Source organism: Corynebacterium sp. HMSC076G08, assembly GCF_001811515.1.
GTDB classification, from domain to species: Bacteria; Actinomycetota; Actinomycetes; order Mycobacteriales; family Mycobacteriaceae; genus Corynebacterium; species Corynebacterium hiratae.
In genome coordinates this window covers 1-20,568 of the sequence record NZ_KV805051.1, presented here as the reverse complement: position 1 = coordinate 20,568, position 20,568 = coordinate 1, and the positions used below count along the sequence as shown (strand labels likewise).

Annotated in this window: 17 protein-coding genes and 1 pseudogene; 7 read left to right on the top strand and 11 right to left on the bottom strand. The window is 60.6% G+C overall.

The features are described 5' to 3' along the window. The first annotated feature begins 51 nt into the window (after positions 1–51). Entirely contained in the window at positions 52–1,203 is a 1,152-nt protein-coding gene (locus tag HMPREF2806_RS07815) for an S-(hydroxymethyl)mycothiol dehydrogenase (protein ID WP_049157615.1), read from the top strand. Further along, a complete protein-coding gene (locus tag HMPREF2806_RS07810) occupies positions 1,204–1,839 on the top strand; it encodes an MBL fold metallo-hydrolase (protein WP_049157613.1) in 636 nt (211 codons plus the stop codon). On the opposite strand, the gene HMPREF2806_RS07805 is transcribed toward HMPREF2806_RS07810, so the two are convergent. The 8 genes from HMPREF2806_RS07805 to HMPREF2806_RS07770 all read right to left on the bottom strand — a co-directional run bounded on the left by HMPREF2806_RS07805 (position 1,836) and on the right by HMPREF2806_RS07770 (position 11,094). Next, complete coding sequence (locus HMPREF2806_RS07805) at positions 1,836–2,630, bottom strand: cytochrome c biogenesis CcdA family protein (RefSeq protein ID WP_049157611.1); 795 nt, start codon at positions 2,628–2,630, stop codon at positions 1,836–1,838. The two genes, HMPREF2806_RS07810 and HMPREF2806_RS07805, sit on opposite strands and share 4 nt — an antisense overlap. Positions 2,631–2,711: 81 nt before the next feature. Continuing rightward, complete coding sequence (locus HMPREF2806_RS07800) at positions 2,712–3,581, bottom strand: DsbA family protein (protein ID WP_232745362.1); 870 nt, start codon at positions 3,579–3,581, stop codon at positions 2,712–2,714. A 149-nt stretch (positions 3,582–3,730) separates the two neighbouring features. Continuing rightward, positions 3,731–4,597 (bottom strand): glucose-1-phosphate thymidylyltransferase RfbA, encoded by an 867-nt coding sequence (gene rfbA, locus HMPREF2806_RS07795; protein WP_049157609.1) that lies wholly within the window; start codon positions 4,595–4,597, stop codon positions 3,731–3,733. Between the two features lie 117 nt (positions 4,598–4,714). After that, the gene (locus HMPREF2806_RS07790) at positions 4,715–6,079 is read right to left on the bottom strand and encodes a sugar nucleotide-binding protein (protein ID WP_070517146.1); all 1,365 of its coding nucleotides are present in this window, start codon (positions 6,077–6,079) and stop codon (positions 4,715–4,717) included. 6 nt (positions 6,080–6,085) lie between these two features. Further along, a complete protein-coding gene (gene rfbB, locus HMPREF2806_RS07785; RefSeq protein ID WP_198531327.1) occupies positions 6,086–7,081 on the bottom strand; it encodes a dTDP-glucose 4,6-dehydratase in 996 nt (331 codons plus the stop codon). A gap of 20 nt (positions 7,082–7,101) precedes the next feature. Continuing rightward, positions 7,102–8,460: a M1 family metallopeptidase gene (locus HMPREF2806_RS07780; RefSeq protein ID WP_070511287.1), complete on the bottom strand. Its 1,359-nt coding sequence runs from the start codon at positions 8,458–8,460 to the stop codon at positions 7,102–7,104. Positions 8,461–8,554: 94 nt separating this feature from the next. Next, positions 8,555–9,634 carry an alpha/beta hydrolase gene (locus HMPREF2806_RS07775; protein WP_070511289.1) on the bottom strand — a complete coding sequence of 360 codons (1,080 nt, stop codon included), beginning with the start codon at positions 9,632–9,634 and terminating at the stop codon, positions 8,555–8,557. Positions 9,635–9,672: 38 nt separating this feature from the next. Next, positions 9,673–11,094 carry an alpha/beta hydrolase gene (locus HMPREF2806_RS07770; protein WP_070511291.1) on the bottom strand — a complete coding sequence of 474 codons (1,422 nt, stop codon included), beginning with the start codon at positions 11,092–11,094 and terminating at the stop codon, positions 9,673–9,675. Positions 11,095–11,769: 675 nt separating this feature from the next. On the opposite strand from HMPREF2806_RS07770, the gene lpdA reads away from it, so the two are divergent. Continuing rightward, entirely contained in the window at positions 11,770–13,182 is a 1,413-nt protein-coding gene (gene lpdA, locus HMPREF2806_RS07765) for a dihydrolipoyl dehydrogenase (RefSeq protein WP_070511293.1), read from the top strand. 498 nt (positions 13,183–13,680) lie between these two features. Here lpdA and ramB read toward each other — a convergent pair whose 3' ends face one another. Further along, the gene (gene ramB / locus HMPREF2806_RS07760) at positions 13,681–15,087 is read right to left on the bottom strand and encodes an acetate metabolism transcriptional regulator RamB (RefSeq protein WP_046647846.1); all 1,407 of its coding nucleotides are present in this window, start codon (positions 15,085–15,087) and stop codon (positions 13,681–13,683) included. 401 nt (positions 15,088–15,488) lie between these two features. Between ramB and HMPREF2806_RS07755 the strand changes: the two genes are divergently transcribed. The 4 genes from HMPREF2806_RS07755 to HMPREF2806_RS07740 are packed head-to-tail and all read left to right on the top strand — an operon-like array spanning position 15,489 to position 19,449. After that, complete coding sequence (locus tag HMPREF2806_RS07755; RefSeq protein WP_046647845.1) at positions 15,489–16,244, top strand: succinate dehydrogenase cytochrome b subunit; 756 nt, start codon at positions 15,489–15,491, stop codon at positions 16,242–16,244. A gap of 15 nt (positions 16,245–16,259) precedes the next feature. Continuing rightward, entirely contained in the window at positions 16,260–18,281 is a 2,022-nt protein-coding gene (locus tag HMPREF2806_RS07750; protein WP_046647844.1) for a fumarate reductase/succinate dehydrogenase flavoprotein subunit, read from the top strand. After that, a complete protein-coding gene (locus HMPREF2806_RS07745) occupies positions 18,281–19,030 on the top strand; it encodes a succinate dehydrogenase/fumarate reductase iron-sulfur subunit (RefSeq protein ID WP_046647843.1) in 750 nt (249 codons plus the stop codon). Before HMPREF2806_RS07750 ends, HMPREF2806_RS07745 begins: the two co-directional genes overlap by 1 nt. 47 nt (positions 19,031–19,077) lie before the next feature. Then, positions 19,078–19,449 carry a membrane protein gene (locus HMPREF2806_RS07740; RefSeq protein ID WP_049157597.1) on the top strand — a complete coding sequence of 124 codons (372 nt, stop codon included), beginning with the start codon at positions 19,078–19,080 and terminating at the stop codon, positions 19,447–19,449. Between the two features lie 227 nt (positions 19,450–19,676). Here HMPREF2806_RS07740 and HMPREF2806_RS14035 read toward each other — a convergent pair whose 3' ends face one another. Continuing rightward, positions 19,677–19,949 carry a hypothetical protein gene (locus HMPREF2806_RS14035; protein WP_369799715.1) on the bottom strand — a complete coding sequence of 91 codons (273 nt, stop codon included), beginning with the start codon at positions 19,947–19,949 and terminating at the stop codon, positions 19,677–19,679. A 436-nt stretch (positions 19,950–20,385) separates the two neighbouring features. After that, positions 20,386–20,568 (bottom strand): annotated as a pseudogene (locus HMPREF2806_RS14030) (hypothetical protein); the annotation flags it as partial.

Below are 20,568 nucleotides of genomic sequence, written 5' to 3'. Positions count from 1 at the left end.
ACTTTAAGGCCTGGGCAACGTTGCCCGGGCCTTTCGCGTACCCTCGCGGACATGACTGTTAATGAAAACCTAAATGAAAATAACTCCCAGCAAGGCTCGGAGGTTGTCCGCGGCGTGATTGCGCGCGCGAAGGGCGAGCCCGTCGAGACCGTGAACATTGTTGTACCCGCTCCGGGCGAGCACGACGTCGTGGTCAAGATTCAGGCCTGCGGCGTGTGCCACACCGACCTGGCCTACCGCGATGGCGATATCGAGGATGCCTTCCCGTTCTTGCTTGGGCACGAGGCGGCGGGCGTCGTGGAGCGCGTGGGCGATGCTGTTACCCACGTCGAGGTCGGTGACTTCGTAGTCCTGAACTGGCGTGCGGTGTGCGGCGAGTGCCGCGCCTGCAAGAAGGGCGAGCCGAAGTACTGCTTCAACACCCACAATGCCTCCGCTCGCATGACGCTTGCCGAGGGCGACGCCGACGCCGGCACTGAGCTCACCCCGGCGCTCGGCATCGGCTCCTTTGCCGAGAAGACCCTGGTTCATGAAGGTCAGTGCACCAAGGTCAATCCGGAGGCAGACCCGGCCGCCGCGGGCCTGTTGGGCTGTGGCGTGATGGCAGGCTTGGGTGCTGCGGTCAACACCGGTGACGTCAAGCGCGGCGAGTCCGTCGCGGTCTTCGGCTGCGGTGGTGTCGGCATGGCAGCCATCGCCGGCGCGGTGCTGGCGGGTGCCTCGAAGGTCATCGCCGTGGACCTGGATCCGGACAAGCTGGAGCTGGCCAAGCAGTTCGGTGCGACCCACACCATCGCGGCGAAGGACAAGTCCGAGGACGAGGTCATCGAGGCAGTCCGTGAGCTCACCGATAGCTTCGGTACCGACGTGGCTATCGATGCCGTGGGCATCCCAGCCACCACCCGCCAGGCCTTCTACTCCCGCGACCTGGCCGGCCGCATGGTCATGGTGGGCGTTCCGAACCTCACCAGCCGCTTCGACGTCCCAGCCATCGACTTCTTCGGCCGCGGCGGTTCCCTCAAGTCCTCCTGGTACGGCGACTGCCTGCCGGAGCGTGACTTCCCCATGTACGTTGACCTCTCCCTGCAGGGCCGCTTCCCGCTGCAGGACTTCGTCACCGAGCGTGTTGGCCTCGACGACGTGGAGGAGGCCTTCGCTACCATGAAGGCTGGCAAGGTACTTCGATCCGTAGTGGAGCTGTAAATGATTATCGAACAGTTTGTAACCTCAGGAAAGTTCCGCCTGGATGGCGGTGAGTGGGACGTGGACAATAACGTCTACATCCTGGCCGCAGGCGGCGCGTCAAGCGACGCCGAGTGCTACATCGTCGATCCTTCCCACGACGCCGAGCGCGTCATCGACGAGGTAGGAAAGCGCACCGTCAAGGGCGTTATCCTCACCCACGCGCACAACGACCACTGCGAGCTCGCCCCCCAGGTGGCTGAGCACTTCGGTGTGTCCGTGTACCTGCACCCGGATGACCGTCCCCTGTGGGAGGAAACCCACGAGGATGCGACCTTCGTGCCGCTGGAGGATAACCAGCTATTCACCGTGGGCGATAGTGACTTCGTGGTCTTCCACACGCCTGGTCACTCGCCAGGGTGCGTGGTGCTCTACATCGCGGACGAAGCCACGCTTCTGTCGGGAGATACCCTCTTCAACGGCGGGCCCGGTGCCACCGGCCGCAAGTACTCCGACTTCGACGTCATCATCGAGTCCCTGCGCAACCGAGTGCTGAACCTTCCGCCGGAGACCCGCGTCCTGCCGGGGCACGGCGACGAGACCACCATTGGTGCTGAGGCTGCGCGTATCGACGAATACATCGCACGCGGCTACTAGGCCGGGGTGCGGGCAGCCTTGATGCCTGCCACCACCGTGGCGGCAAGTGAGAGCCCGAACCATACCCACGCGTCCGCTACGCCCGCGCTGAAAGCGCGGGCTTTTTCTTGCACCGCGAACTGCGCATCCGTGCTCAAGACTGCGGGCAAGGTTGCGGTGCCATAGCTGGCAATGAATAGCGCGCCGATGAGCACGAAAAACGCGCCCGACACAATGGACAAGGTGTTCGTGCGCACGGGGCCGAGGACCACCTCGCGTCCGCGCAGCCAGGACCACGAGCCCACATTGAGGCGCTCCCACAGCGCCGCCAGAACAAAGAGCGGTGCGGCCATGCCAGCGGCATACGCCACCATGATGATCCCGCCGTAGAGCGCGCTGCCGGACGCAGCAGCCGTGGTGAGCACAGCGCCTAAGAGTGGGCCCGCGCAAAAGCCCGCAAAGCCATAGACCGCGCCGAGCAGAAACACCTTTCCCCTCGCCTTACCGGACAGGGTATCCATGCCGGGGATGCGGAAACCACCGCCCAAGGCGGTAAAGATCCCCAGCGCGATGATGATCCAGCCCGCCACCGTGATGACCTGGCCGCGGTATTGTGCGAGGATTGCAGCCAGACCCATGCCGATGGGAACGAGCGTGGTGCACAGGCCTAAGAAAAAGACCAGGGTTTTCAGCAGCAGCTGGCGCTGCGACTCAAAGGCATAGGCAAAGAAGGCTGGCACCAACAGCGCTGAGCAGGGGCTGATCAAAGTCAACACGCCGGCGATGACGGCGCCAAAAACTCCGATACTCATACGCTCACCCCCACTGCATAGCCGCCTAAGAACGCGGTCAGAACGACGAGCGCGATGAAGATCCACACGATGAGCGGCGGCTTATCCATTGGCCGCCTTGCCTAGCTGTTCCCGGATGGTCTGCTCAAAGACTTCCGGTGGCTGCGCGCCACCAATGAACTGATCCCCCACCACGAAGGCCGGGGTGCCCGTAATACCAATCTGGGAGGCGTAGCTGGTGGCCTTCTCGATGACCTCGGTGTAGGTATCATCCGTGGCCTGCTGGCGGAACTTATCCAGGTCCGCAACGCCGGCCTTCTCGGCGAACTTCATGAAGTCCTCGATGCCGAATTCTGGGTGGCCATTGATGTCCTTGCTAGCGGTGTAGAGCTCGTGCTTGAACTCCTGGAACTTGCCCTGTGCCGCCGCCGCGCGCCCGGCCTTGGCAGCATCGACGGCGGCAGGACCGTTAACGGGGAAGTCATTCCACTCGATGCGCACCAGGCCCTTCTCCACGTACTTCTTGAGGAGGTCTGGCTCAGTGACGTTGGCGTGGCGGGAGCAGAACGGGCACTCGAAATCAGAGAACTCCGAAATCACCACGGGGGCATCCACTGCGCCCACGGCGAAAGGATCATCCTCCTTCTTGCGGTGAACCACCGTGATATCGCCGCTCTTGGTGTCACCGCCGGGGCCGAATACCATCGGGTCCCCCTTCCCGTCGGAGAATTTCGTGCCGGGCGTGGCCTTGTCAGCATCCTTCGCCAGGTCTTGGGTTGGCGCCGCGCTCGTCGAAGTCTCCTGCGCCGCTTGAGTCCCGGCATCGCCGGAAGAATTGCGCTCTGCCAGCAGGAAGCCGATGCTGATAGCCAGAACTACAACGAGCACCAACAGGCCCCACGCCACGGGGCTGATGGTGGATAGCGCTGATTTCTTGGGATTGCTGGTGGGGCGGGAGGATGAAGTAGGCATGCGATTACCTTAACGCGTCTAGGCCCGTTTGGGTGATGGTGGCCTCTGATGCTGCGTGGGGACGCTTTGGCAAGTACGGATCGATCAAATTAGGTCCCAGATCCCGTGGGCGATTTTCGGTCCTTATTTGATCGAAATGCACCTCGGTCTCAGCTCTCTTGGGCAGCGGCCAGGAGATAGCGGCCATAGCCGGACTTCAGGAGGGGCTCGGCCAGCTCGGTGAGTGCGGCGGCATCGATGAAGCCCTCCTCGAAGGCGGCAACCTCCGGTGAGCCGATGACGGTGCCGGTGCGTTTTTGCATCACCTCCACGTAGGCCGAGGCCTCACTCATGGAGTCCACCGTGCCGGTGTCCAGCCAGACATCACCGCGCTGCAAGCGTTTGACGCGCAGCTGCCCGCGGCGCAGGTATTCCTCGTTGACGGTGGTGATTTCTAACTCCCCGCGTGCGCTGGGCGTAATGGACTTGGCAATCTCCACCACGGAATTGTCATAGAAATACAAGCCCACCACGGCGTGGTTGGATTTGGGCGCGGCGGGCTTTTCCTCGATGGACAGGGCTTGGCCAGACTCATCAAACTCGACAACACCATAGCGCTGCGGATCGGAGACCTCGTAGGCAAAGATGATGCCGCCGCCCGGGTGGCTGCACTCATTCAGCGCCGTGGAGAAGCCGTGGCCGTCAAAGATGTTGTCACCCAAAACGAGGGCCACGTCATCCTCGGCGATGAAGTCCTCCGCAATGAGGAAGGCCTGGGCCAAACCTTCGGGCCGGGGTTGGACCGCGTAGTGCAGCATGAGGCCTAGTTGGGAGCCGTCGCCAAGCAGGCGTTGGAAGGCGGCCTGGTCTTCTGGGGTGGTGATGATGAGGATCTCGCGTATGCCGGCCTGGATCAGGGTGGTCAGAGGGTAGTAGACCATCGGCTTGTCATAGATGGGCATGAGCTGCTTCGAGATGCCCTTGGTGATGGGGTAGAGGCGGGTCCCTGAACCGCCAGCGAGGATGATGCCCTTCATGGGCTTCAAGCTTAACGGAGGGGTCCCGCGCCGGGCTGCGGCGGCGCGGGCTGGCGAACATAACACTCAACTTCCCACTCAACATAACACCTGGGAAGCTAAGTGTTATGTTAAGTGTTATGCCGGGTAAAAGCCCAGGTAAAGCGCCAAAGCGGCCCGCCAATTCATCGGCTTAAAGCCGGTGGCTTCAATCTTGGACAGGTCGAAGGTGGACTCCTGCGGGCGGGGAGCTTCGGGCCCGGCGATCTCGCGGTACTGCTCGGTGCTGACCGGCGTGACACTGGCGGGATCTTGGCCCACGCCGGTGAAGACGGCCATGGCGATTTCATCGCGTCCCACCGCATCACCGGAGTTGGAGATGTTGTACACGCCGTACTCGGCTTCGGTCTTGAGCAAGTGGATGATGCCCTTGGCCAGGTCCTCGGCGAAAGTGGGGCGCCCGCGCTGATCATGGATGACGGAGGGCTTGACCCCCTTAGCCGCCAGCGAGCGCATCGTGGCCATGAAGTTGGCTCCATCGCCGAAGACCCACGAGGTACGGATGACATAGTGGCGCGGGGCGGTCTGGGCGGCGGTATCGCCCGCGGCTTTCGATGCCCCATAGGCCGACAGCGGGGAAGGCATTTCATCCTCGGAGTGGACCTCGTTAGAGCCATCGAAGATGTAATCACTGGAGACGTGCACCAAGGTCAGGTTATTCTCCGCCGCAATGCGCGCGAGCTTCGCCGGGGCGGAAGCGTTGACCGTCCAGGCCGCGGCGCGATCGTCCTCCGCACCGTTGACATCGTTATAAGCCGCGCAGTTGATGATGGCGGAATACTGCTTCCACGGGCGGGCAGGCGGGTTGGTGATATCGAGATCCTCGTGCCCACAGAACTCCACCGCGCCCAGACCAGCGGTGGGCAGGAATTTCTTTAAAGCGCGGCCCAGCTGCCCGTTGGCGCCGGTGACCAGGATGCGGCGCGGGGGCATGGGGGAGACGTCGGCAAGCGCGGGGTGTGCCTTGTCTTTGTCGGAGATCTCCGTCGGCTCCAGCGGCCAGTCCACCATGTTGAGGTTGACGCAGGTGTAGTCCGCATCCGGGGACCAGTGGTCATTGACCAGGTAGGAGTAGGCGCAGGCCTCCAGCGCCTGGAAACCGTTGGCCACGCCGCGCGGCACGAAGACCGCCACGTCTTCGCGCAGCTCGTGGGTCACCAGCTGCCCGAAGGTGGCAGAGCCCTCGCGCAGATCGCACCACGCACCGAAGGCCCGGCCGGAAGCCACGGAGACGAGCTTGTCCCAGGGCTCCGCGTGCAGCCCGCGCGTAACCCCCTTCTCCGCATTGAAGGAGACATTATTCTGCACCGGTTGGAAGTCCGGCAAACCTGCCGCCACCATCTTCTCACGCTGCCAGTTCTCCTTGAACCAGCCGCGGTTATCCCCGTGGACGTCGAGCTCCACAATGAGCAGGCCCTCAATGGCCGTTGACTGCACCTTCATGGAAATTTACTGTCCTTGCTTCGCGTAGTTGGCTTCGACTTCTTCCTTGCCTGGGCGCCACCAGTCCTCGTGGGCGCGGTACCACTCAATGGTGGCAGCCAAGCCCTCGCGCAGATCCGTGTAGCGCGGGCTCCAGCCCAGCTCGCGGCGCAGTTTGCTGGCATCCATGGCGTAGCGCTGATCATGGCCCGGGCGGTCCGCCACGTGGATGTAGTTCGCGCGGCCGTCGTCAGTAGCACCCAACAGCTCACAGATCATCTCGATGACCTGGCGGTTATTCGTATCCTCCTGATCGGCGCCGATGTTATAGGTCTCACCGATGCGCCCGCGGTCCAGGATGGCAAGCACCGCCTCGTTGTGATCATCCACGTGAATCCAATCCCGCACCTGCTCGCCCGTGCCATAAAGCTTGGCGGGCTGGCCCAGAAGCAGGTTGGTGATCTGCCGCGGGATGAATTTCTCAATGTGTTGGTAAGGGCCGTAATTATTGGAGCAATTCGAAATGGTTGCCCGCAGCCCAAAACTGCGTACCCATGCACGCACTAGGTGATCCGAGCCGGCCTTCGTGGCCGAATAGGGCGACGACGGGTTATACGGTGTCTCCTCCGTGAAGTAGGTATCGGCGCCAATCTCCAAATCACCAAAAACCTCATCGGTGGAAACATGGTGGAGGCGCACATCGTGGCGGCGGCAGGCCTCCAGCAGCACGAAGGTGCCCATGACGTTGGAGCGGAGGAAGGGCGAAGGATCCCGCAAAGAGTTGTCATTGTGGGATTCCGCCGCGAAGTGCACCACGGTATCGGCCTGGGCCACGAGCTTGTCGACGACCCCCTCATCCGCCACGTCCCCCACCACCAGGGTGGCGTCCACGCCGTCAAGGTTGGCGCGGTTGCCCGCGTAGGTGAGCTTGTCCAAGACGGTGATGTCCACGTCGGGCCGTTGCTGGGCTACGAGCCTCACGAAGTTTGCACCAATAAAGCCGGCACCGCCGGTAACAAGCATCCTGCGCATGGTGAACAAGTCTAGACCGGGAACTTGGGCAGCGCGGTGTGGTTGAGCCACTCGTCCAACAAAGCATCGACCGCAGAAGGATCTGTCGCTTCCTTCTTCACACGGCTGATGAGATCCTCCGGGGTGACCACGGAGTGCTGGGATGCGGTGAGGTAATCCCGGACCGTGCGGAAGAAGACCTCATCGCCCACGAGGCGGCGAAGTGCGTGAACAGTCAGCGCGCCGCGCTTGTAGACGCGGTCATCGAACATGTCGCGCGTGCCCGGATCACCGAGCACGATGTCCTGCTTCTTGCGTGCGAGCACTTGATAGTGCGAACGCGCCGATTCATGCACCGGGCGGCCATGCGCGTGCTCGAACCACAGCCACTCGCAGTAGCAGGCAAAACCTTCGTTGAGCCAGATATCCTTCCACTCACTAAGGCCCACGGAGTTGCCGAACCACTGGTGGGACAGCTCGTGGGCGATGAGTCGCTCAAAGAGGTGGTCGCCCTTGACGTGGTTGGATCCGAAAATGGACAGGCCTTGGGCCTCCAGCGGGATCTCCAGCTCATCATCGGTGATGACCACTTGGTAGTCGGGGAAAGGGTAGTGGCCGAAGAGCGAGGAATAGAAGTCCAGCATTTCCTGCTGTTGGGCGAACTCTTCGAGGACTACCTGCTTCAGGCGAGCCGGCGCCCAAGCGCGGACGTCTCGGCCCAGGTCAATCTCTGAGTATTCGCCGATCTGCACCGTGGCGAGGTACGTGGCCATAGGGTGCTTGACGCGGTAGTGCCAGCGCGTCATGGAACCGCCTGCGCTGCGGCGGGAGACCAGCTTGCCGTTGGAAATCACCACGAAAGGATCGTCAGCGGTGATGCGAATATCGTAGGTGGCCTTTTCCGACGGGGTGTCATCGCAGGGGAACCAGCTGGGTGCACCGTTGGGTTGGCTGGCCACCAGGGAGCCGGAATCTGTTTCCTCCCAGCCGATTTCACCCCACGGAGTGCGCAGTGGCCGCGGCGAGCCGCCATAGCGAATGTGCAGCTCAAACTCTTGGTTCTCCACGATGGTGTCGGCAAAGGTCAGCCGCAGTTTGCCGGCGGACAGGCGAAACTTGGCCACGCGGGGTGCGTGTTTCGCCGTGATGCGGCGAGCCACCATGGCGCCCCCGAGGTCAAGCGTGAGTTTGTCAAAGTCCTCCAGCGCGCGAATGTGGAGGATGGCTTCGCCCTGCAGCATGTTGGGTTCCACGCGGTAGGTCAGGTCCAAGTCATAGTGGGTGACCTCGAAGCCGAGGTTGAAATCCACCCTCGTGTAGCTATCCCGAGTAAGTGCAGCGCGGTCGCGAGCGGCGGAGATATGCGAAAGGGCGGTAGAAAGCAGCTTCATAATGCCGCTATCCTACCGCCCTGTCTGGGTTATCCGAAGCCAGGGGAGCGAGCACGCCGCGCCAGACCGTGGGGCGACACGCTCCGCTCACTTTTTAGGAGTTGAAAGCTTCCTCAAAGGTGGGCCAGGACTTCACCAGGTCCTCGCGCCAGCCCGGCCAGGAGTGCGTGCCCACGTTGCGGAAGTTGTAGGTGGCTGGAATGTTCTGCTTATCCAGCTTGGCCTTGAGCATATGGGTGCAGTGGTTGACCGCGGCCTCGATGATGCCGCCCTCAACCTGCAGCTGTGCCGAACCCGCGTAGGCGGCCAGCGGGCTGTAGCCCTTGTTCATGTAGTAGGACGGGGTATCCTGCTCACCCGCGAAGCCCGATGCGGAGGAAATGTACAGCTTGGTGCCGCGCAGTTTCTCGGAGTTCATCAGGGCATCGTTGTAGCGGTTGTAGTCACCGCCCATCGGGCCCCACATCTGTTCCGGTTCTCCGCCGCCGCGGTTCACGGTGAGGCGCAGGAACTGGTACTCCGTGGGGTAGGCGGTTGCGGCGCAGCCGGCGAAGGAGCCAACCGCGTCATAGAAGCCCTGGTTGTGCTGCGCCAGCAGCAGGGAAGACGTTGCGGACATGGACATGCCGGCAATGGCGCGCTTGTTGCTTGCGTTCAGGCGAGACTCCAGCGGGCCAGGCAGCTCCTTGGTCAGGAAGGTCTCCCACTTCTGTGGGCCCTTGAGGTACTTGCCGTTGGGCTCCTCCAGCCAGTCGGTGTAGTAGGAGAAAGCACCTGCCTGCGGAACGACAACGTTGACGTCCTTGTCCGCGTAGAAGTCCACGGCATCGGACATGTACAGCCAATCGGAGTCCTGCTCCGCGGAACCGGCGCCGTTGAGCAGGTACAAGGTCGGGCGGTCCGGGTTCTTAGCAGGGATAACAGCCAGCGGAATCGCGCGGCCGTTCATGGCCGGTGACGTAGCCTCCAGCTTGAGAACGCGGGCGTCATCTTTGAAGTGCTCGTACCACTTCTGGCTCTGCACCTCCGGGGTGACGTTCAAGTCCGAGATGGTGGACAGCGGCGTGTCACCCGCAACCTGCTGCGGGGTGATGGTGGCCGCACCCGCAACGGGGCTGATAAGCGCGGCAGCGCAGAGCGCGCCGGCGGCGAGGAGAGAGCTAAGACGCTTCATTACGTTCCTTATTTAACAATCAATATGGCGAGTTGAGCTTACTGTTCGATGGCCTCAGGGGCTACTGGCCGGGAGTCGGCCGGGGTCTTGGGATCGTTCTCGGCCTCTTCCATATTCTGCTTATCGGCATCCTCAGCTTTGGCGTTAGCGTCCGTGTTCACCGCGCTTTCCGACGCCCGCGTGGAGACCGGCTCCACCGGCAGACCAAAGGCACGAGCGAAGGTGGGCCAGGAGGAGTTGATGTCATCGAACCAGCCCGGCCAGGAGTGGGTACCGGTATTGCGCAGGTTGAAATCCGCTTTGACACCTTCGCGCTGCAGTTTTGCCTGCAGGTCGTGGGTGCACGCATTCATCGCTGCCTCGATGACGCCGCCTTCCACCACCAGGGTGGAGGAGGACTTCAAGGCTCCGGCCAGGCCTTGCTTTTCAATCCTGGACGAACCCAAATCGTTCATTCCGGCAAACCCCGAGTTAGCGGAGACGTAGACCTGGGAATTACCCATGTTGTTCTTTGTGGCGTTGATGAGTCCATCGTTGTAGCGGTTGTAGTCACCGCCCATCGGTCCCCACATCTGCTCGGTGCTTCCACCGCCACGATTCACGGTCAGCTGCGTGTAGAAGTTCGGCAGTGGAGTCGAGGTGGCCGCACAGCCAGAGAAGGACCCGATAGCGTCATAGAAGTTGGGGTTGTGCTGGGCCAAGACGAGCGATGAGGTAGCAGACATGGACATGCCTGCGATGCCGCGCTTGCCGTTGGCGTTGATGTGCTTCTCCAGCGGTCCCGGTAGCTCCTTGGTGAGGAAGGTCTCCCACTTCTGCGGGCCCTTGAGGTAGCTGCGGTCCGGGCTGGTAACCCAGTCGGTGTAGTAGGAGAATGCGCCTGCCTGCGGGATGACGACGTTGACGTTTCGGTCACCGTAGTAGTCATCGAGTTCTTGGGTGCCCTCCTTGTTGGGATCCAAGTCTTCGCGCGTGGTGGCTATCAGCCAGTCCATGCCCTGCTCGGCACCGCCAGCACCGTTGAGTAGATAAAGGGTGGGGCGGGAAGAATCAAAGGTGCCGTCTGGGGTAATTACTGCAAGAGGGACGGTGCGGTCCATCGCTGGTGCGGTGGCATTGAGGGCCTTGACGCTCTGACGGTAGTCCGGGTATTTCAGGACGTAGCCCATCCACTGCTTGCTGTCCGGGATCTCATTGACGTCAACGTCCTTAAAAGTGACGTTCTTACCAATGGCGTCTTCATATTCTTGGCGGGAGGGCGACGGGTTTCCGGCGGAGTCCTTGGGCAGGTACTTTTCAATCTCCCCGTAGATGTCGAGCTCGGAAATGGTGGACGGTGTGGCATCACCGCGGATTTGTTCCGGGGTGACCTCGGATGCGCCCGCGGTAGGGGATGCTACGGCGCCAAGTGCTAGGGCAGTGGCTGCCGCAAGCGTCGTGAGAGAGCGCGCAATCTTCATAGAATCTCGCTTTCTAAGTGATGAGCGGAAATGTAGGGGCAAGTGTAAAAGATGCTCCGGACACGCCACCCATGAGATGGGCAATAGTGCTGGTAGATGGGAATTTCAGCACCCCAAGATAAGGGTAACGTGTTTAAACATACCAAGATATTAAAGTTAATGGTGGTATTGAAGTGGAAACCGTGTCATAATCTTTCCGTGCGTTAACGTGGGCTATGTAACGCAATGTCCGGCCTATTCGTTAGTCGAACCAGATGCGGAGACCGTTACTGCGGCGGCCGTCCTGCAAGGCAGAAGGTGGCAGTGCCGCATAGTGACATCGCACGAGGCCGTGAAGGCTGCTAGAAGACCAACAGAAAGAAGAAGAATGAACCTCTTTGACACCATCCTCGTTTCCATCAACCAGGTGCTGGGCCAGTTCGCTCACTCCGGCTCCTCTACTTCCTCCAAGATCGCCCTGGATTGGGGTCTTTACTAAACAGCTGCGGGGCGTGCGGCCCCACGTTTCTCTCCCCCTAATCGCCCCCTCGGGTGGTTGGGGGTTATTTTGTGCGTTGTGTGCCCTCTACGCATCAGTGCACTGTGGCTTGCGTATCAGGAATGTTATGGACTGATACGAGAGCACAGCATGGGGGTGGTGGGACAGCGGGCACAAAGTTACGTATCCTATAGGGCGTGACTAATGAACATTTTGACGTTGTAGTACTCGGCGCGGGCCCCGGCGGCTACGTGTCCGCCATCCGCGCTGCCCAGCTGGGCAAGAAGGTTGCCGTTATTGAGAAGCAGTACTGGGGCGGTGTTTGCCTCAACGTGGGCTGCATCCCGTCCAAGGCTCTTCTTAAGAACGCTGAAGTTGCACACACCTTCAACCATGAGGCGAAGGCCTTTGGTATTTCCGGCGATGTTTCCTTCGACTTCGGTGTTGCGCACAAGCGCTCCCGCAAGGTCTCGGAGGGCATCGTCAAGGGCGTGCACTACCTGATGAAGAAGAACAAGATTACGGAGATCAATGGCCTCGGCTCCTTCAAGGACGCCAAGACCATCGAGATTACCGAGGGCGATGACAAGGGTAAGACCGTTACCTTTGACAACTGCATTATCGCCACCGGCTCCGTCGTCCGTTCCCTTCCGGGCGTGGAAATCGGCGGCAACATCGTGTCCTTCGAGGAGCAGATCCTCAGCGATGAGGCCCCGGATTCCATGGTCATCGTTGGCGCAGGCGCCATCGGTATGGAGTTTGCGTACGTTCTGGCCAACTATGGCGTAGACGTGACCATCGTGGAGTTCATGGACCGCGTCCTTCCGAACGAGGACAAGGATGTATCCAAGGCTATCGCCAAGGAATACAAGAAGCTTGGTGTGAAGCTCCTGACTGGTTACAAGACCACCGCCATCACGGATAACGGTGACAATGTCACCGTTGAGGTCGAGTCCAAGGACGGCTCCAAGACCGATACGCTGACCGTGGATCGCTGCATGGTCTCCATCGGCTTCGCCCCGCGCACCGAGGGCTACGGCCTGGAGAACACCGGTGTCGAGCTCACTGAGCGCGGCGCCATCGCTATTGATGACTACATGCGCACCAACGTTGAGGGCATCTACGCTATCGGTGACGTCACCGCGAAGCTGCAGCTCGCTCACGTGGCCGAGGCGCAGGGTGTCGTGGCTGCTGAGGTCATCGCCGGCGCTGAGACCCAGCTGCTGGGTGACTACATGAACATGCCGCGCGCCACCTTCTGCAACCCGCAGGTGGCCTCCTTCGGCTACACCGAGGAGCAGGCTCGTGAGAAGTTCGCTGACCGCGACATCAAGGTTGCGACCTTCCCGTTCTCCGCTAACGGTAAGGCAGCGGGTCTGAATGAGACCGCGGGCTTCGTCAAGCTCATCGCTGACGGCGAGTTCGGTGAGCTTATTGGCGGCCACATGGTGGGCTCGAACGTGTCCGAGCTGCTGCCGGAGCTGACCCTGGCGCAGCGCTTCGATCTCACCGCAGAGGAGATCGGACGCAACGTTCACACTCACCCGACGCTGTCCGAGGCTATGAAGGAAGCGGCCGAGGGTATCGGCGGCCACATGATTAACCTCTAAGAGCTAAAACAAGAACACTCCCCCTCATCCCATCGACGTGAATCGGTGGCGGTGAGGGGGAGTGTTGGTTTTAGCGCCGAAGCGCGACTGGCCTTAGCCGAAGAGCTTGGAAGACAGTGCGAACGGTGCGTTGACGATCGTCAGCACGAGCTTCTGGATCTGGCCAAGGAAGTTCTCGCCAAAGCTGGACATAATAATAATCCTTTCTGTTGGTGATTATCGGTCGCTGACCATGATAGAACAACCGAGTCGGGAAAATCCATCAGATTTGGCAATGAAAACCATGGGGTGGGGCTTGTAGGACAATGTATAGCGCCGAGGGTTTGGGTCATAATTCCAGCTCATCGCACTAAGTAGGCCCCTTTCTTGCTTCAGTATCTTTCTTCGGAGGCTTTCGCTCGATGGAGAGTGCTCCCCAGCTTTTAAGATTCATCTGCGTTAACGGCGTAAAGATGGATGATTTAAAACCTGCGCGATTACGCCGTTAACTAGCTTTAGTTAATAGGGTGCCACTGCAGAGCGGTGGGCGTCGACGACAAGCTGTTCGTTAATGGCGGGAAATGCCCGCTGGGAGCAATTCTGGCGCGGGCAGGTGCGGCAGCCGGCGCCAATGGGAGTGGCGGCGGAAAGGGCATTGAGGTCTAGCCCCTGGGCGTACACGGTGCGATTAGCATGGCGTGCCTCGCAGCCCAGACCGATGGAAAAGAGCTTGTTCGTATCCCCAAAACGGCCTTGTGGGTAGCTCACCGTTCGTGAGATCCATAGGTAATTGCGCCCATCTGGCATCTGCGCCAACTGGCGGGAAATGGTGTTGGGGTGTGAGAAGGACTCGTACACATTCCATAGGGGGCAGGTGCCGCCGGAGTTGGAGAAGTGCACGCCGGTGGCGGATTGGCGTTTGGACATGTTGCCGGCGCGGTCAACGCGCACGAAGGTAAAGGGGATGCCGCGCTTGTTGGGGCGCTGCAGCGTGGAGAGGCGGGAGGCAATCGTCTCGTAGCCCACTCCGAAGACATTGCAGAGGTATTCCACGTCGTACCCCGACTGTTCGGCTTCGCTATGGATGAGGCCATACGGGAGGAGCGTGGCCGCAGCGTAATAATTGGCGATACCCCGCTTGGCCAAGTTGATGGAGGCCTCTGAAGTAAACGGTTCTTCCTCCACGAGCTCGTCGAAAAGCGCGCCCGCTTCGAGGAAGCCAAGCTCAGCTGCCATGCGGAAGGCGCGCTGGCCGACGCTCAGCCGGCTGGCAAGGCGAAGGGTCCCGCTGTCCTTGTCGAAGCGGTGCAGCGTGCCATCCATGCGATCGGTGGTGAGGATCTCCACGCCGTGCTGGGTGGTGAGTCTGTCGTCCAGAGCCTGTTCGATGTCGCGGATGTGGAAGGGGACGACGTCGAGCTCCGCGGAGATCGCCTCTGCATGCTGATCTAACTCATCGAGATAATTCTGGCGGGCATAGAAGAAATCCCGAACCTCATCGTGCGGCATGGACAGCGCCTGGTTGCCGTCGGAGCGGCGGGTATCGGTGGCGAGGGAAAGCTTGTCGCGGATATTGCGGTAGCGGCGGTGAATGTCGACGAGCGTGCGCGCAACGGTGGGGTGGTTGTAAACCAGTTCGGACAATTCCTGTAATTCCACGGGGGAGGGGCAGATTTCTTGGTCCTGGACGACATCTTGAATCTCGGCGAGTAGCCGCGAGTCATCGTCACGGGAAAAGAAAGTGGCATCCACACCAAATGCTTCAGTAATCCTAAGCAAGACCGGAACGGTGAGGGGGCGTACGTCATGTTCAATCTGATTAACGTAACTAGCGGAAAGCCCCAGCGTAGCGGCGAGGGAGGCTTGGCTGAGATCACGTTCGCGGCGCAGCTGGCGCAGGCGCGAACCTACGTATGTCTTGCTCATGTGAGCTAGGTTACCTAGTGCCTTTCGGTCATAACAATAGTTTTGCAAGGAATGTGTGAAGCATTTTAACTTCGCTGCGAAGTGGGGGTGTTAGCGGGGCGTGAAGGGGCGGTGAGGGGTGTGTACCAAGCGAAAGTTTGACACCTAAAGGGGTAGGGTCGTCACTCGAGTCACACCCTGTGACAAAAGTCTCAACCGCGAAATGTTTTCGCAAGGTTAATATTGCGTAAAGCGAAGTGATCAAGGTAGACCGGCATAAGTCGGGGGACACTTAAGGCAACCCTTGCCTTAACTCATTTCTGTCAGGGGCCTGTAGGTGGGGGAGGGGGCGTTAAAAGCAAAGGGATAAGTAGTGGTCAGCGCGCAGTCCTGCGTAAGGTAAGGGCGACAATGGAGGTGTCATGTCTGTAAAAAATCCTGACCGTGAAGCCCTTGCTCACGGCCGCATTACTAATGAAACGATTCGTCCTAAGCCAGGAATTCCGTCCTGGGCTTTGAAACTGACGATGGCAATTACCGGTCTGTTCTTCGCGCTGTTCGTTGTAGGACACATGGCCGGCAACTTGAAGCTCTACCTGCCGGCCCACAATGGCGAGGAAGCCATCGATGCCTACGGCGCATTCCTGCGCAGCATGGGTGATCCGCTGATTCCGAGCGGGCACCTTCTGTGGATCATCCGCATCGTCTTGCTGGCGTGCGTGATCGCCCACATTTACGGCGCCTTTGCGCTGACCGCTCGCTCCAAGGCATCCCGCGGTAAGTTCAAGCGCACCAACCTGATGGGCGGCATGGATTCCTTCGCAACGAAGACCATGCTGGTGACCGGCGTCGTGCTGCTCCTGTTCATCGTCTTCCACATCTTGGACCTGACGATGGGTGTTCAGCCGATCGCTCCGGAGGCTTTCGCTCATGGCGAAGTGAAGGCCAACATGATCGCTACCTTCTCCCGCTGGCCGGTGACCATCATTTACATCGTTGCCATGCTCTGCCTCTTCCTGCACCTGACCCACGGCATCCGCCTTGCGGCTTCCGACCTGGGCATTACCGGTGCTAAGTGGCGCGAGGTCTTTGTCATCCTGGCGTACATCGTCCCGGCCGTCGTGTGCCTGGCAAACATCGTTATGCCGTTGTCCGTCGCCCTGGGCTGGGTCAGCTAAAGGAGTTTTGAACCCATGACTAACGCGAATACTGAACTCAAGCGCGAGCACCCGAACTTCTCGCACCCGCAGTCCATCGTCCCGGGTGTCAAGCCGGGCCGCATCCTGGAGTCCCACGAGCCGCACGGCGTCCCGATGAAGGACATGTGGAGCTACCAGAAGGACCACATGGAGCTGGTCTCCCCGCTGAACCGCCGCAAGTTCGAAATCATCGTCGTCGGTACCGGCCTGGCTGCTGGTTCCGCTGCGGCTGCCCTCGGCGAGTTGGGATACAAGGTGAAGGTCTTCACCTACCACGATTCCCCGCGTCGCGCGCACTCCATTGCTGCGCAGGGTGGTGTGAACTCTTCCCGCCACAAGAAGGTGGATAACGACTCCGCCTACCGCCACACCAAGGACACCGTCAAGGGCGGCGACTACCGCTGCCGCGAGTCCGACTGCTGGCGCCTGGCTTATGAGTCCATCCGCGTCATCGACCACATGAACGCCATCGGCGCTCCGTTCGCTCGCGAGTACGGCGGCACCCTGGCTACCCGTTCCTTCGGTGGCGTGCAGGTCTCCCGCACCTACTACACCCGTGGTCAAACAGGCCAGCAGCTGCAGCTGTCCACCACTTCTGCGCTGTACCGCCAGATTGGCCTGGGCAACGTGGAGCTCTTCGCTCACCACGATATGCAGGACGTCATCACCTACAACGACAACGGCACCAAGCGTGCCGGCGGCATTGTGACCCGTAACCTCATCACCGGCGAGCTCAAGGCCTTCACCGGCCACGCAGTCATCCTCGGTACCGGCGGTTACGGCAACGTCTACCACATGTCCACGCTGGCTAAGAACTCCAACGCTGGCGCCATGATGCGTGCGTACGAGGCTGGTGCTTACCTGGCTTCCCCGGCATTCATCCAGTTCCACCCGACCGGCCTGCCGGTCAATTCCGAGTGGCAGTCCAAGACCATCCTCATGTCTGAGTCGCTGCGTAACGACGGCCGCATCTGGTCTCCGATCAAGGAGGGCGATGACCGTCCTGCTAACGAGATTCCGGAAGAGGAGCGCGACTACTTCCTAGAGCGCCGCTACCCGGCCTTCGGTAACCTCGTCCCGCGTGACGTGGCTTCCCGTGCCATTTCCCAGCAGATCAACAAGGGTCTGGGCGTTGGTCCGCTGCACAACTCCGTGTACCTGGACTTCCGCGACGCCATCGAGCGTCTGGGCAAGGACAAGATCCGCGAGCGTTACTCCAACCTCATCGAGATGTACGAAGAGGCCATCGGTGAGTCCGCCTACGAGACCCCGATGCGTATCGCTCCGACCTGCCACTTCACCATGGGTGGCCTGTGGACGGACTTCAACGAGATGACCGCCATCGACGGCCTCTTCGCCGCCGGTGAGTGCTCCTGGACCTACCACGGTGCGAACCGCCTGGGTGCTAACTCCCTGCTGTCCGCTTCCGTTGATGGCTGGTTCACCCTGCCGTTCACTATCCCGAACTACCTGGCTCACCACCTGGGTGAGGCCAAGCTGGCCGAGGATTCCGCCGAGGCTAACGACGCCGTTGCTCGCGCACAGGCTCGCATCGACCGCCTCATGTCCATCCAGGGCGAGGATCCGCACGGCCCGGCGTACTACCACCGCCAGCTGGGTGACATCCTCTACTGGGGCTGTGGTGTGTCCCGTAATGTCGAGGACCTCAAGGTTGCCATCGAGAAGGTCCGCGCACTGCGCAAGGACTTCTGGGCTAACGTCCGCATCACTGGTGACGCTAACGACATGAACCAGGTCCTCGAGTATGGTCTGCGCGTTGCTGACTACATCGACCTGGGTGAGCTCATGTGTATTGACGCCCTTGACCGCGACGAGTCCTGTGGTGCTCACTTCCGCGAGGACCACCTCTCCGAGGACGGCGAGGCCGAGCGCGATGACGAGAACTGGTGCTTCGTTTCCGCATGGGAGCCGGGCGCTGCTGAGGGCGAGTTCATCCGCCACGCTGAGCCGCTGTACTTTGATTCGATCCCGCTGATGACAAGGAACTACAAGTAATGAAACTGACACTTGAGATCTGGCGTCAAGCCGGACCGACGCAAGAAGGCAAGTTCGAAACCGTGCAGGTTGACGACGCCGCCGAGCAGATGTCCATTCTGGAGCTGCTCGACCACGTCAACGACGGCCTCATTGAGGCCGGCACCGAGCCGTTCGCATTCGCTTCCGACTGCCGTGAGGGCATCTGTGGTACCTGTGGCCTCCTGGTCAACGGTCGCCCGCATGGCCCGGGTCAGAACACCCCGGCCTGCCAGCAGCGCCTGTTCCAGTTCAAGGATGGCGACACCATCAAGCTGGAGCCTTTCCGCTCCGCTGCCTACCCGGTCATCAAGGACATGATCGTGGACCGCGCCAAGCTGGACCACGTCATGGAGCAGGGCGGCTACGTGTCCATGGATGCGGGTACCGCTCCGGACGCTGACACCCTGCACGTCAACCACGAGACCTCCGAGTACGCCCTGGATCACGCCGCCTGCATCGGCTGCGGTGCCTGCGTGGCATCCTGCCCGAACGGTGCTGCTCACCTGTTCACCGGCGCCAAGCTGGTTCACCTCTCCCTCATGCCGCTGGGCAAGGAAGAGCGTGGACGCCGCGCACGCAACATGGTGGACGATCTGGAGCAGAACTTCGGCCACTGCTCGCTCTACGGCGAGTGCGCCGACGTCTGCCCGGCTGGTGTGCCGCTGACCGCGGTTTCCGCGGTTACCCGCGAACGTGCACGTGCTGCTTTCCGCGGCAAGGACGACTAAGCTATAGTCATTCACAGGATTAACAGGAACGAGAGAAAGTTTCAGCCATGAGCGACCTCAACCCGGCAGTTGCTGATCACCACAGCGAGACCTACCCGGAGTTCTCCGGTAAGATTCAGGACTCCTACATCGAGGGATATGACCCCGTTTCTTACAGTGCACCGCACTCTTCTTTGCTGCGCACCTCCACCTGGGTGGGCATGGGCTTGGTTCTCTCGATCCTGCCGGCGCTGGGCATCCTGATCTGGGGCTTCGGCACCAAGCTGTACCCGCAGGGCACCGCCGGTGCTGACTACCAGATCAACCTGATTGTGGGCGCCATCGCCAGCGTCGTCGTAGCCATCCTGGCTATCGTCTCCGTCAAGTATGGCCGCCGCTACTACCGCCAGTACCGCAAGGAAACCGGCCGCATCAACTAGGCACCTCCTAGGCCGTTGAACGCCTAAGTTTCTGTACTGACACCACCACAACCCCCACCTCCAAACACACATGGGAGACCATGTGAGGAGGCGGGGGTTGTTGGTGTTTGGGGTGGGTGCTGGGCGGGCGGAGAGGGGGAGCGGGCGCTTGGCGACGCCCCTACGGTGCCATACGCGTGAATGGCGCCGCAGGGAGCGACGCGAACACTAACCTGACTTGGCTCAAATTAGTGCCGAAGGGTTGGGGTGGTGATGGTGTTGACGAGGGTTTGGATTTCCGGGGGTAGTGGTACTGCGGCGTGGATGGTTTCGCCGCCAACGACGAGTTGAAAGCTGCGGTATTTCTTGAGTGTTCTCACGAGGCGTTTGATGGATTGACCACTGCGGGTCTCCATCAGGTGGGCCACGGCTAGGGCTGCGATGACGATGTTGAGGTGGGCTGTGATCGAGTCTTGTTTCCTGGCGTAGATTGGGCGTGCTTTCAGGTCTGATTTCGACATCCGAAACGACTTTTCAATGTTGAATAGCCTGCGGTAATGCCCGATAACCTCACTAGCGGGAAGAGTAGTCAGGTCGGTTTCATAGCCTTTAATTCCGGCTAGGGCTCGGTGTTTGGCGGCAAGAGCGTAGTTGACCTTCTTGTTTGGGGCGGAAAGATCGATATAGCGGTTGCGCTTGATTGCGATATCGCCGTCAACAGCGCGTTTGGCTTTCGCTATTTGCTTGCCGATTCCGCGCAGGCTGCGTCTAGCCCGAACATGGGAGTGCTGGAAGTGAGTCCTACAGCGGTGTCACAACCGGATGCAAGTGGGGGCGGCTGAAGAACTACGGCGAGAAACTCGTCGAGAACATCGTCCAAGCAGTCGCTCGTGACCTACTCGTCCACGCCATGACACTCGACGCAGACGGGTACGAATGCGACTACTACCGCAAAGATTAGACGCGCCAGAGAGGCAACTCGCCCCAGCTGTCAGGTGCTCCTGTGCGAGAAAACGGCACGATGGGATTGTGCGGGTAGGTGTGGAACAGCTTCGGTAGCCGGTCGGCTGGAGACAATTCCAGTTGGCGCTGCAAGTATTGGATAAGGGACCTGACCCCTGTTAGGTAGACACCTGATAT

Excerpts from the sequence above, each read along its gene's own strand:
- HMPREF2806_RS07750 (WP_046647844.1), top strand. The coding sequence starts at position 16,260 with ATGACTAACGCGAATACTGAACTCAAGCGCGAGCACCCGAACTTCTCG.
- HMPREF2806_RS07800 (WP_232745362.1), bottom strand. The coding sequence starts at position 3,581 with ATGCCTACTTCATCCTCCCGCCCCACCAGCAATCCCAAGAAATCAGCG.
- HMPREF2806_RS07780 (WP_070511287.1), bottom strand. The coding sequence starts at position 8,460 with ATGAAGCTGCTTTCTACCGCCCTTTCGCATATCTCCGCCGCTCGCGAC.
- rfbB (WP_198531327.1), bottom strand. The coding sequence starts at position 7,081 with ATGCTTGTTACCGGCGGTGCCGGCTTTATTGGTGCAAACTTCGTGAGG.
- HMPREF2806_RS07775 (WP_070511289.1), bottom strand. The coding sequence starts at position 9,634 with ATGAAGCGTCTTAGCTCTCTCCTCGCCGCCGGCGCGCTCTGCGCTGCC.
- HMPREF2806_RS07770 (WP_070511291.1), bottom strand. The coding sequence starts at position 11,094 with ATGAAGATTGCGCGCTCTCTCACGACGCTTGCGGCAGCCACTGCCCTA.
- HMPREF2806_RS07755 (WP_046647845.1), top strand. The coding sequence starts at position 15,489 with ATGTCTGTAAAAAATCCTGACCGTGAAGCCCTTGCTCACGGCCGCATT.
- HMPREF2806_RS07790 (WP_070517146.1), bottom strand. The coding sequence starts at position 6,079 with ATGAAGGTGCAGTCAACGGCCATTGAGGGCCTGCTCATTGTGGAGCTC.
- rfbA (WP_049157609.1), bottom strand. The coding sequence starts at position 4,597 with ATGAAGGGCATCATCCTCGCTGGCGGTTCAGGGACCCGCCTCTACCCC.
- HMPREF2806_RS14035 (WP_369799715.1), bottom strand. The coding sequence starts at position 19,949 with ATGTCGAAATCAGACCTGAAAGCACGCCCAATCTACGCCAGGAAACAA.
- HMPREF2806_RS07815 (WP_049157615.1), top strand. The coding sequence starts at position 52 with ATGACTGTTAATGAAAACCTAAATGAAAATAACTCCCAGCAAGGCTCG.
- ramB (WP_046647846.1), bottom strand. The coding sequence starts at position 15,087 with ATGAGCAAGACATACGTAGGTTCGCGCCTGCGCCAGCTGCGCCGCGAA.
- HMPREF2806_RS07810 (WP_049157613.1), top strand. The coding sequence starts at position 1,204 with ATGATTATCGAACAGTTTGTAACCTCAGGAAAGTTCCGCCTGGATGGC.
- HMPREF2806_RS07805 (WP_049157611.1), bottom strand. The coding sequence starts at position 2,630 with ATGAGTATCGGAGTTTTTGGCGCCGTCATCGCCGGCGTGTTGACTTTG.
- HMPREF2806_RS07745 (WP_046647843.1), top strand. The coding sequence starts at position 18,281 with ATGAAACTGACACTTGAGATCTGGCGTCAAGCCGGACCGACGCAAGAA.
- HMPREF2806_RS07740 (WP_049157597.1), top strand. The coding sequence starts at position 19,078 with ATGAGCGACCTCAACCCGGCAGTTGCTGATCACCACAGCGAGACCTAC.